Annotated in this window: 8 protein-coding genes; 3 read left to right on the top strand and 5 right to left on the bottom strand. The window is 69.1% G+C overall.

Features of this window, described 5'->3' with window-relative positions; all coding sequences use genetic code 11:
* Positions 1 to 184 precede the first annotated feature (184 nt).
* The 3 genes from ABDW35_RS21835 to ABDW35_RS21825 form a co-directional block, all read right to left on the bottom strand.
* Positions 185 to 1,078 (bottom strand): carbohydrate ABC transporter permease, encoded by an 894-nt coding sequence (locus ABDW35_RS21835; RefSeq protein ID WP_343715989.1) that lies wholly within the window; start codon positions 1,076 to 1,078, stop codon positions 185 to 187.
* Complete coding sequence (locus ABDW35_RS21830) at positions 1,075 to 2,205, bottom strand: sugar ABC transporter permease (protein ID WP_343715988.1); 1,131 nt, start codon at positions 2,203 to 2,205, stop codon at positions 1,075 to 1,077. Before ABDW35_RS21830 ends, ABDW35_RS21835 begins: the two co-directional genes overlap by 4 nt.
* 229 nt (positions 2,206 to 2,434) lie before the next feature.
* Positions 2,435 to 4,096 carry a hypothetical protein gene (locus ABDW35_RS21825; protein ID WP_343715987.1) on the bottom strand — a complete coding sequence of 554 codons (1,662 nt, stop codon included), beginning with the start codon at positions 4,094 to 4,096 and terminating at the stop codon, positions 2,435 to 2,437.
* Between the two features lie 248 nt (positions 4,097 to 4,344).
* Between ABDW35_RS21825 and ABDW35_RS21820 the strand changes: the two genes are divergently transcribed.
* From ABDW35_RS21820 to ABDW35_RS21810, 3 genes are read left to right on the top strand one after another with little or no spacing between them, the layout of a single operon-like run.
* Positions 4,345 to 5,160 carry a BtpA/SgcQ family protein gene (locus tag ABDW35_RS21820; RefSeq protein WP_343715986.1) on the top strand — a complete coding sequence of 272 codons (816 nt, stop codon included), beginning with the start codon at positions 4,345 to 4,347 and terminating at the stop codon, positions 5,158 to 5,160.
* 5 nt (positions 5,161 to 5,165) lie between these two features.
* Positions 5,166 to 6,302, top strand: coding sequence for a M20/M25/M40 family metallo-hydrolase (locus ABDW35_RS21815; RefSeq protein WP_343715985.1), 1,137 nt, complete (start codon positions 5,166 to 5,168; stop codon positions 6,300 to 6,302).
* Entirely contained in the window at positions 6,299 to 7,798 is a 1,500-nt protein-coding gene (locus tag ABDW35_RS21810) for an FGGY-family carbohydrate kinase (RefSeq protein WP_343715984.1), read from the top strand. Before ABDW35_RS21815 ends, ABDW35_RS21810 begins: the two co-directional genes overlap by 4 nt.
* Positions 7,799 to 7,944: 146 nt before the next feature.
* On the opposite strand, the gene ABDW35_RS21805 is transcribed toward ABDW35_RS21810, so the two are convergent.
* A complete protein-coding gene (locus ABDW35_RS21805) occupies positions 7,945 to 9,123 on the bottom strand; it encodes an efflux RND transporter periplasmic adaptor subunit (protein WP_343715983.1) in 1,179 nt (392 codons plus the stop codon).
* Positions 9,124 to 9,139: 16 nt separating this feature from the next.
* Positions 9,140 to 11,527 carry an efflux RND transporter permease subunit gene (locus ABDW35_RS21800; RefSeq protein WP_343715982.1) on the bottom strand — a complete coding sequence of 796 codons (2,388 nt, stop codon included), beginning with the start codon at positions 11,525 to 11,527 and terminating at the stop codon, positions 9,140 to 9,142.
* Positions 11,528 to 11,606 lie beyond the last annotated feature (79 nt).

Below are 11,606 nucleotides of genomic sequence, written 5' to 3'. Positions count from 1 at the left end.
ATCACGGCTAGGCAGCTCGGATTGCCTCTCCCGCCTGGCGGGAGAGGTCGGGCGTCCGCAGGACGGCCGGGTGAGGGCTGGCCCAGGCCTCGACGAAATCCCCTCACCCGGAGCCGCTTCGCGTCTCCGACCTCTCCCGCAAGCGGGAGAGGCACGCGTCACCGCCGATTGAGGTGGCTCTAGATTACTTCACCGCGCCGGCGGTCAGGCCGCGGATGATGTAGCGCTCGAGAAAGATGCCGATCACGGCCAGCGGCGCGATCGCCGCGGTCGACAGCGCCGCCATCGACCACCAGTTGATGCCTTGCGACCCGGTCTGGCTGGCCACCATCACCGGCAGCGTCTTGGCGTCGGAGCTGGTCAGCAGCGCGGCGAAGAAATACTCGTTCCAGCACAGCACGACCGACAGGATGAAGGCCGCCACCATGCCGGGCAGGGCCAGCGGCAGCACGATGCGCAGGAAGGCCTGCCACACCGTCGCGCCGTCCACCCGCGCCGCCTCCTCCAGCTCGATCGGGATGGTGGCGAACTGGTCGCGCATGATCCAGATCACGATCGGCAGCACCATCAGCGCATAGACCAGGATCAGCCCGATCCGCGTGTCCAGCAGCGCCAGCTCCTTGTACAGGACCAGGAACGGCATCGCCAAAACCACCGGCGGCAGGATCAGCTGCGACAGGAACCAGAAGGAGATGTCCTTGTTGCGCCATGGCCCGAACTTGTAGCGGAAGCGGCTGAGGCCGTAGGCGGCGAGCGAGCCGATCACCACCGCCAGCAGCGAGGCGCCGACCGAGGCGACGATGCTGTTCTCGAAGCGCAGCAGGAACTCCTCCCGCACCGTCGAGGTGGCGCCGATCGTGTCGGGCGACAGGCCCAGCGAGCGCCAGCCGCGCCAGTCCGGCTGGTAGTCGACGAAGGGGATCAGGTGCCCCTGGGTGACGTCGACCGCGGTCTTGAACGAGGTCGTCACCGTCCAGTAGATCGGGAACAGCGAGATGAAGGCCCACAGCAGCGCCGCGGCGTAGAGCAGCGTGCGGCCGGAGAGGCGCTTCACGCGCCAGGCTGCCGCGCCGCTCACGTCAGCCGCCGCATCCAGCGGCTGACCAGGTTCAGGAGCGCGGTCACGAAGACGATGATCATGATGAAATAGACCTGCGCCAGCATGGTGCCGTAGCCGACATTGGATCGGTCCCGGTATTCGCGGTAGATGAAGCTCGACACCGTGTCGGTGGCACCGCCGGGCCCGCCCGACGTCACGTTGATGACGATGTCGGCCAGCTTGAGCTCGAAGATGATCCGCAGGATCACCGCGGTGACGCTGACCGGCAGCATCAGCGGGAAGGTGATCTTCCAGAAGGACTGCCAGGCCTTGGCGCCGTCGATCCGTGCCGCCTCCAGGATGTCGTTCGGGATGGCCTGCAGCCCGGCCAGCAGCAGGATCATGATGAACGGGATCGAGACCCAGCCATCCATCGCCATGATGCTGATCCGCGCCATCCAGGGCGAGGCGAAGAAGGCCGGGTTCTCCCAGCCCAGGAACCGGGCCAGCGAGGCCGCCGGACCGAAGCGGTATTCCATGATCGACTTGCCGATCATCCAGCTGACCGCGACCGGGCTCAGCATGAACGGCATCAGGAAGGCGACGCGGAAGAACTTGCGGGCGCGGATCTCGGCGTTCAGCAGCAGGGCCAGGCCGAAGGCGATGGCGTATTGCACCAGCACGGCCAGCACGTACCAGACCATGTTGCCGAGCGCGTTCCAGTAATACGGGTCGGCCCACAGCGCGCGCAAATTGTCGAGGCCGTTGAGCTGCCGGCCGGCGAAGGAGCTGAGGTTCCAGTCGGTGAAGGCGATGTAGAGGCCGAAGATGGTGGGGAAGATCACCATCGACACGGTGAACAGCACCGCCGGCAGCAGGAACAGCGCCCGGTGCCCGGCCTCGCCCCGGATCATCACCTGGCCCGCCCCCAGCGCCACCGCCCAGGCGAGATAGGCGTAGAGCAGGGGGCGCCAGCTCTCGAAGCCGAGGACGACGGTGCCGGCCGAATCCAGCACCTGCGCCAGGGCCATCGCCGCGAGTGCGAGCGTGGCGAGCCCGATCAGCCACCGCCCCGCGGCCTTGCGGCCGGCCGGGATGTGGGACGAGACGGGCTTGATGCTGTGGTCGCCGGCCAGGCCGCCGGCGCCGATCTCCGCTTCGCTCATGCTGGTCCAGGGATGGCTGCGGAAGGACAGATAGACAACGTCCCCCCTCCCCCTGCGGGAGGGGGGTAGGGGGAGGGGGTTGTCGATCGAAGGGAACAGCCGCCTCCGGGCTGATGCTTCGTGGGTCCCCGGCCCAGTGGCGGAAACCCCCTCCCCCTGGCCCCCTCCCGCGAGGGGAGGGGGGACAAGGACGGAAGCGGCTCCGGCACTGTTCGGACGATCTCGGACCTCACAACCCGAGCGACGCCTTGTAGAGGGCGATCTGCTTCTCGCGGCCGATCTGGTCGGTGATCTTCTCCCAGGCGGCGGCGATGGCGTCGGCGCCGGCCTGGGCCGTGTTCTTGCCGGCGAAGACCTTCGCCAGTTCGTCCTCCGCCACGCTGTAATACTGGAAGATGCCGGGGATGCGCGGCTCGATCGCCGCGTTCGGGTGGTTGTAGGAGTCGGCGTTGGCCTTCAGGTAGGAGGTGATGAAGGCCTCGTCATAGCCGGCGGCGACCCATTCCGGGATCTGGAAGTGGCTGTTCCGGTAGGGCTGGAAGCCGGACGGGTAGGCCGAGGTCCACAGCGACAGGTCCTTGCCGCCGAGATGGGCCGCGGCGCTCCAGGCCGCCTTGTGCTTCTGCGGGTCGCTGTCGACCCGGGCCATGACATAGACGCCCCAACCCAGATAGGCCATGTTCGGCGCATAGTTCGGACCGCCGGGCAGCTTGTCCCACGCCCCGGTCTTGGCGTTGTAGACGTCGTCCGACCCCGGCAGGATGCTGAAGCCGCAGGTGTCGCCGACCACCGAGGAATCGCTGGTCTTGGCGTTCGACCCGACATCGCCCCACCACGCCACCATCGACCCGGTGCCGGCCAGGAACTGCTGGAAGGCGGTGGTGTTCGGGTCGGCGTTCAGCTGGTCCGCCGGCTCCGACGGCAGGGCGTCGATCACGTCCTGGATCGCGCGCACCCAGGCCGGGTTGTTGACCCGCGGCTTCATGGTGTCGACGTCGAACAGCCAGGCCTTGTCGCTCGGGTGCTTGGCATAGGCCGAGGCGCGGCTGCCCAGGAAATAGAAGCCGAAGCCGCCCCAGGCCTTGGGCGCGTCGAGATAGCCGTAGGCGTCCTGGCCGGCGACCTTCTTGCCCTTCAGGAACTTGGTCGCCGCCTGGACCTGCTGCCAGGTCTTCGGCACGCCCCAGTCGCCCTGGCCGCCGCCATCCTTCCAGGCCTTGGCCAGGTCGGCGTCGGAGAACACGTCGGTGCGGTAGTTGAAGGTGTGGCAGTCGCCGTCGATCGAGATGCGGTAGGTCTTGCCGTTCCAGGTGCCGACCGGCGCCTTCAGATAGCCGACATAGTCGTCCATCTCGATCTGGGTCTTGACCCAGTCCGGCATCTCCGACGCCAGGCCCTTGCCGCAGACATCGCCCTCGAACGGGGCGCCCATCTCGACGATGTCGAAATCCACCGTGCCGGTGGCGATGGCCTGCTGCAGCCGCGGGTTGTAGTCGGCCTGGGCCAGGTCGATCCAGGTGATCTCGGCCCCGGTATAGGCCTCCCACGGCTTCAGGAAGCCGCGGAACAGCAGGTTGTGCAGGTTCTGGTTGTTCAGCCCCATGAAGCTGAGCTTGACGCCCTTGAACTCGCCCTCCTTGACCTGCGCCTTGGTCGGGCCCAGGCACAGCTCGCCCACCTTCTGCCAGTCGGCATCGGTCGGTGACCCCTTGCCCACGCCGGGGATCTGCAGCAGCTGGGCGCGCAGGCTGTCCTGCGCCAGCGCGGTCGAGGAGAGGAGGCCGGGCAGCCCGGCCGTGCCGAGAGCGGCGCCGAGCCCGGCCGCGCCCTTCAGCACTGCGCGCCGGCTGGCCTGCATCCCGACGAGGCGGTCGTAATCCTGTCGCTTCACCGTGGAGTCTCCCTATCGTCTTGATGGTCTTATCGTTGTCGCCGCCTTCGACCGCGCCGCAACCGCCACGGGCCGTGCCGCCCGACCGTTTCCGACCCGAGGGTTCGTGAAACGTTTCATGACAGCGTTGCCACACGATGCGATTTCGGCGGGTGCCGAAGGCGATCCTGAGTATGATGCGGCGACGAAAGGGGTGCAAGGGAGCGGCCGGGAGCCGCCCTGACCCCAAGCAGGGAAGGACGCGGAAGGTGGCTGTGGGCAATTTCCAGCGGGTGTTCGGCGAGACCAAGCCGGTGATCGCCATGGTGCATTTCGGGGCGCTGCCGGGCGCGCCGCTCTACGACTCGGCCGCCGGTCTCGACGGGCTGCTGGAGGGCGCGCGGCGCGACCTGCAGGCGCTGCAGGCCGCCGGCTTCGACGCCGTGATGTTCGGCAATGAGAACGACCGGCCCTACGAGTTCAAGGTCGACACGGCTTCGGTCGCGACCATGGCCTATCTGATCGGCCGGCTGCGGCCGGAGATCACGGTGCCCTTCGGCGTCAACGTGCTGTGGGACCCGGCCGGGTCGGTCGCGCTGGCCGCCGCCACCGGCGCCGCCTTCATCCGCGAGATCATGACCGGCACCTATGCCTCGGACATGGGGCCGTGGAACCCGGATGCCGGCGCGGCGATGCGCTATCGCAACCGGCTCGGCCGCCAGGATCTGGCGATGCTGTACAACATCTCGGCCGAATTCGCCTGGTCGCTGGACCGGCGCGACCTGGCCGACCGGGCGCGCAGCGCCGTGTTCTCAAGCATCCCGGACGCCATCCTGGTCTCCGGCACCATCACCGGCGAGGCGGCGGCGATGTCCGACCTCGAGGCGGTGAAGCGGGTGCTGCCGGACACACCGGTGCTCGCCAACACCGGGGTCAAGCACGCCACGGTGGCCGACGTGCTGCGGGTGGCCGATGGCTGCATCGTCGGCTCCTCGCTCAAGGTCGACGGCCACACCTGGAATGCGGTGGACCCCGACCGGGCGGCGGAGTTCATGCGCCTGGCGCGGGCGGCGCGGAAGGGCTGACGGCGATGGCGACGGAGGACCTGCCGGGCGCCGACCCGGTCAAGCAGCGCCTGCGTGGGCTGGTGGCGGAGCTGATGCTGATCCCCGGCCTCAGCGGCCATGAGGGGCGGGTGCGGCGGCATCTGGCTGGGCTGCTCTCCGGGCTCGGCCTCGCCTCGCGCTCCGACCGGCTGGGCAACCTGATCGCGACGGTCGAGGGCACGGTGGCGGGGCCCAGCGTCATGCTGTTCGCCCATATGGACCAGCTGGGCCTGATCGTCCGCAAGATTGAGCCCGGCGGGCTGGTGCGGGTGGAGCGGCTGGGTGGGGTGCCGGAGAAGGCGCTGGCCTCGCAGGCGGTGGTGTTCTGCGTCGGGGCCGGCCGCGACGTGCCGGGCGTGATCGCAAACAAGAGCCACCACGCCACCTCGCAGGAGGAGAAGTACCGCGTCCTGCCGTATCCGGAGATCTATATCGACGCCGGCTTCGACAGCGCCGCCGAAGTGCTGGCCGCCGGCATCGACATCGGCACGCCCGTCGTCTACGCGCCGAAGGTGGTCGAGCTGGCGGGCGGCCGCATCGCCGGCACGGCGGTGGACGACCGGGCCGGCTGCGCCGTGATCGTCGAGGTCGCCCGCGCCCTGCTGGCGGCGCCGCGGCGGCCGACGGTGCATCTGGTGTTCTCGGTGCAGGAGGAGTTCAACCTGCGCGGCGCGGTCACGGCGGCGCAGGCGCTGGCGCCGGACATCGCCATCCAGCTCGACATCGTGCTGGCCACCGACACGCCGGACATGGCGCAGCGCGGCGATGTCCGGCTCGGCGGCGGCCCGGCGATGAGCCTGTACAGCTTCCATGGCCGTGGCACGCTGAACGGCACCATCCCGCACCCGGCGCTGGTCGCCCTGTTCGGCGAGGCCGCGCGCGGCGAGGGCATCCCGCTGCAGAAGAGCGCGCATGTCGGGCTGCTGACCGATTCCTCCTATGTGCAGCTGGTCAACGAAGGCGTCGCCTCGATCGACCTCGGCTACCCGGCCCGCGGCACCCATTCCTCGCTCGAGATCTGCGACCTCTCCGACCTGGCCGGTCTGGCGCGCCTGCTGGCCGCCGGCATCGGCCGCATCGACGAAAGCTTCAGCCTGGACCGCGACCGGTACGAGACATGACGCATCACTATCTCGGCATCGACATCGGGACCTTCGAGTCCAAGGGCGTGCTGGTGGCGGCCGATGGCAGCATCGCCGCGATGGCCGCCAAGCCGCACAAGCTGATCGTGCCGCAGCCCGGCTGGGCCGAGCACCGGCCGAAGGAGGATTGGTGGGACGATGTCACCTTCCTCTGCCGCACGCTCCTGGCCGAGAGCGGCGTGCCGCCCGAATCGATCCGGGCGGTCGGCCTCAGCGCCATCGGGCCGTGCATGCTGCCGGTCGACGCGGCGGGCGAGCCGCTGATGAACGGCGTGCTGTACGGCGTCGACACCCGCGCCCATCAGGAGATTGCGGATCTCACGGCCCAGATCGGCGAGGACGTGCTGCTGGAGCGCTGCGGCAACGCCCTGACCTCGCAATCGGTCGGGCCGAAGATCCTGTGGCTGAAGCGCAACCGGCCGGAGATTTTCGCCCGCACGGCGAAGATCCTGACCTCGACCTCATTCCTGGTGCACAAGCTGACCGGGCGCTTCGTCATCGACCACTACACCGCGGCCAATTCCAGCCCGTTCTACCTGGCCGATGAGCTGGCCTGGAGCGACGAGCTGGCGCCCGGCATCCTCGATCTCGGGCTGATGCCGGACCTGGCCTGGAGCACCGACATCGTCGGCACCGTCACCCGCCAGGCGGCCGCAGAGACCGGGCTGGCCGAGGGCACGCCGGTGATCGCCGGCACCATCGACGCGGCGGCGGAGGCGGTCAGCGTCGGCGTGCTCGACAGCGGCGACATGATGGTGATGTACGGGTCGACCATCTTCACCATCCTGCTCGGCGACACCCGGGTCCGCGACCCGCGGCTGTGGTGGGCGCCCTGGCTGATGCCGGGCCAGCACGCGGCGCTGGCCGGCCTGGCCACCAGCGGCACGCTCAGCCACTGGTTCCGCGACCAGTTCGCGCGCGAGCTCGACCCGGCCACGGCGATCCAGGCGCTGGTGGCGGAGGCGGAGCAGTCGCCGCCCGGGGCGCGGGGGCTGGTGCTGCTGCCCTATTTCTCCGGCGAGCGCACGCCGATCCACGACCCGCAGGCCAAGGGCGCGCTGTTCGGCCTGAACCTGACCCACACCCGCGGCGACATCTGCCGCGCGGTGTTCGAGGGCATCGCCTGCGGCACCGCCCATATCGTCGAGACCTATCGCGAGGCGGGGCAGGTGCCGCGCGCGGTGTATTCGGTCGGCGGCGGCACCAAGAACCGGGTGTGGTCGCAGGCCACCTCCGACATCTCCGGCCATCCGCAGATCCTGCGGCAGAAGACCTTCGGCGCCAGCTATGGCGACGCCTTCCTGGCGGCGCTGGCGGTCGGCGACGTCCAGCCGGGCGACATACGGGCGTGGAACCCGACCGCCTCGGAGATCGTGCCCGACCCGGCCCAGGCCGAGCTTTACCGGCGGCAGTTCGGGGTCTTCAAAGACCTGTATCCGGCGACGCGGGATTTGATGCGGCGCTTGGACGGGTAGGGGTGCCAGACCCGCTCATCCCACTCCGTCATCGCGACCCCGGCCTTGAGCCGGGGGAAGCAATCCATGCAGCCGCTGTTGCGGGACCATGGATTGCTTCGTCGGCTTCGCCTCCTCGCAATGACGGTGAGGGGAGGCGCCGCCCGTTACGATCCCGCGTTGGCCTGCTGCTGCGGCAGCGGCTGCACCGGCATGCCGGGGTAGAAGATCTTCTGCAGGTTGCCGGTGATGACGCGGTCGCCCTCGGCCAGCCCCTTCTGGATCGAGACCAGCTCGCCATCCGTCGGGCCCAGCGTCACCAGGCGCTGCTCGGCCCGGTTGTCCTTGCTGACGACATAGACGTAGCGCCCGAACTGGCTGGCCGCGACCGCCACCTGCGGCACCATCAGCGCATCCGGCTGCGGCGCCAGATGGACGCGGACGCGGACATACTGGCCGGGCAGCACGCCGAAATCGCCGTTGCCGACGGTGGCGCGCGCCAGGATCGTCCCGGTGTGGTTGTCCACGGCGTTGTCCAGGAAGGTCAGCTCGCCCTGGTGCTTCGGCTCGGTCTCGCCCGGCAGCAGCACGTCGACCGTGACCTTCCCCTTGGCCTTCGCCGCCTGGATCTTGGTCAGCTCGCTCTCGCTGGGGTTGAAGGTGATGTAGATCGGGTCGAGCTGCACCAGGGTGTTGAGGGCGCTGCCGCCGACGCTGACCAGCGTGCCCACCGGCGCCTGGTTGCGGCCCAGCCGCCCGGCGAAGGGGGCGCGGATCTCGGTATAGCCGACATTCAGCTCGGCCTGGCGCTGCGCCGCCTGGTCGGCGGCCAGGGCGGCCTGGGCCTGCTTCAGGTTGCTCTGGCGCTGGTCGAAGGTGTCCTTGTCTAGCCAGCCGTTCTTGGTCAGCTCGCTGCCCCGGTCGTAGTTCGAGCGCAGATAGTCGATATTGGCCTGGTCGCGCTGCAACTGGGCGTTGGCCTGGTCCAGCGCGGCCTGGAAGTCGCGCGGGTCGATCTTGTACAGCAGGTCGCCCTGCTTGACGTCGCTGCCGTCGGCCGCCGGCTGCGCCTGGATGTAGCCGGAGACCTTGGCCTGCAGGCTGATGGCGGCGATCGATTCGGTGCGTGCGGAATAGTCGAGATAGATCGGCAGCGACCGCTTCAGCACCGGCGCCACCGGCACCGGCATGGCGGGGGGCGGCCCGCCGGCCGGCGCGGCTTCGGCCTTCGCCGTCTCGCTGCCCAGCGCCAGCAGGGCCGGGGGAAGATGGCCGGTCTTGTACAGGCCGGCGCCGACGGCGGCGACCACGACGATCGATCCCAGGATGACGGTACGGACGCGCATGGCGCGGGTCTCCACTCTATTCGGCCGGGCGGGCCGTCGGCTCCAGCCGATGGCCGTCGGTGGCATGGGGGCTTTCCGTGCTGCCGCGGCGTTCGCGGAAGGATTCGATGACGGCGTAGAACACGGGCACGAAGATCAGCGTCAGGATGGTGGCGGCCAGCATGCCGCCGAACACCGTGGTGCCGATCGACTGGCGGCTGGCGGCGCCGGCGCCGGTGGCGATCATCAGCGGCACCACGCCCAGGATGAAGGCGAAGGCCGTCATCAGGATCGGCCGCAGGCGCAGCCGGCCGGCTTCCGCCGCCGCCTCGACGATGCTGTGGCCATCCTCGCGCAGCCGCTTGGCGAACTCCACGATCAGGATGGCGTTCTTGGCCGACAGGCCGATCAGCATGACCAGTCCGATCTGCGAGTAGACGTCGATCTGCATCTGCCGGGCCCACAGTGCCGCGAATGCCCCGAACAGGGCCAGCGGCACCGCCAGCAGCACCATGAACGGCATCGACCAGCTCTCATACTGCGCCGCCAGGATCAGGAAGACGAAGACGAGGGCGAGGCCGAAGACGAGGGCCGCGACCGACCCCGCCTGCAGCTCCTGGAAGGTGATGCCGGTCCATTCATAGGTGAAGTCGTGCGGCAGCGCCGTGGCCGCCGCCCGCTCCATCGCCGCGATCGCCTGGCCCGAGCTGTAGCCCGGGGCCGGGGCGCCGTTGATCTTGGCCGAGGTGTAGTTGTTGTAGTGTGGCACCGTGTCCGGCCCGGCGATCGGCTTCAGGTCGCCCAGCGTGCTCAGCGGCACCATGCCGCCCGCCGCATTGCGGACATAGAGGCGCGAGATGTCGGTCGCCGAGCCGCGGGCGTCCTTCTCCGCCTGCAGGGTGACGCGGAAGGTGCGGCCGAACAGGTTGAAGTCGTTGACGTAGAGCGACCCGAGATAGATCTGCAGCGTGTTGAAGACGTCCGGCAGGGTCAGGCCCAGCATCTTCGCCTTGTTGCGATCCAGGTCGTAATTGTACTGCGGGGTCGTGGTGCTGAAGCTGCTGAACAGCTGGTGCGGGTCCAGCTCCGGCTGCTTCCGGGCCTCGGCCAGCACCGCCTGGGTCGCGGCGTTCAGCGCGATGGCACCCTGACCGGACAGGTCCTCGACCTGGAACTCGAAGCCGCCGGTGGTGCTGATGCCCGGGATAGACGGCGGGTCGAAGGCCAGCGCGAAGGCCTCGGGGATCTGCATCAGCTGCGCGCCGACCTTCTGGGCCAGGGCCGACGCGCTCTCATCCGGCCCGCGCTCGGACCAGGGCTTGAGGATGGCGAACTGCGCCGCGGAGTTCGACTGGGCGGCGCTGGTCAGGAAGTTCAGGCCGACGATCTCGCCGACCGTCTCGATGCCCGGCGTCGCCTCCAGGATCGCGCGGGTCTTCTTCGCCACCGCCTCGGTGCGCTCCAGCGACGCGCCGTCGGGCAGCTGGATGACGACGAAGAAATAGCCCTGGTCCTCGACCGGCAGGAAGGTCGACGGCAGGCGCGTCGACACCCAGTAGGTCAGGCCGAGGCCGGCGACGAACAGGATCATCACCAGCCAGCGGATGCGGATCAGGAACCGCACCAGCGCCGCATAGCCGTGCGACAGCGCGTTGAAACCGGCGTTGAACCAGCGGAACAGGATGAAGGGCGTGTGCGGCCGGTGGCGCAGGAAGGCGGCGCTCAGCGCCGGGCTCAGCGTCAGCGAGTTGAAGGCTGACAGGCCGACCGAAATGGCGACGGTCAGCGCGAACTGGTTGTACAGCCGGCCGGAGACTCCCGGGATGAAGGCGACCGGGATGAACACCGCCATCAGCACCGCGGTGGTGGCGATGATCGGGCCGGTGACCTCGCTCATCGCCTTGCGCGTCGCCGCCAGCGGCGGCAGCCCGGCTTCCAGCTGCCGCTCGACGTTCTCGACCACGACGATGGCGTCGTCGACCACCAGGCCGATGGCCAGCACCATGCCGAGCAGGCTCAGCATGTTCAGCGAGAAGCCCATCCCGTCCATGATCACCAGCGTCGCGATCAGCGACACCGGGATGGCGATGACCGGGATCAGGGTGGTGCGCCAGTTCTGCAGGAAGATGAAAACCACCAGCACGACCAGCGCCAGCGCTTCCAGCAGCGTCTTCAGCACGTCTTCCATCGCCGCCGACACGAAGCGCGTGGTGTCGTAGCGGATGCCGTATTCGATGCCGGCCGGGAAGCGCTGCTTCAGCTGCTCCATCTTGTTCTGCACGGCCTCCTGCAGCGCCAGGGCGTTCGACCCGGGCTGCTGGAACACGGCGACGACCACCGCCGGCCGGCCGCCGAAATAGCCGGAGGACGAGTATTGCAGGGCGCCCAGCTCGACGCACGCCCGCACGCCGGCTGCGTGTGGCATTGGCGACGCGCATGCCCGGCGCCGGCGTCACGCATCCGGATTGCGTCGCCGCGGCCGAGCAGGTGGCGCGCACGCTCGA

It is taken from the genome of Inquilinus sp. (genome assembly GCF_039594555.1).
Lineage (GTDB): Bacteria > Pseudomonadota > Alphaproteobacteria > DSM-16000 > Inquilinaceae > Inquilinus.
The sequence above is the reverse complement of the archived record's forward strand: the minus strand, read 5'-3'. Positions and strand labels throughout refer to the sequence as shown.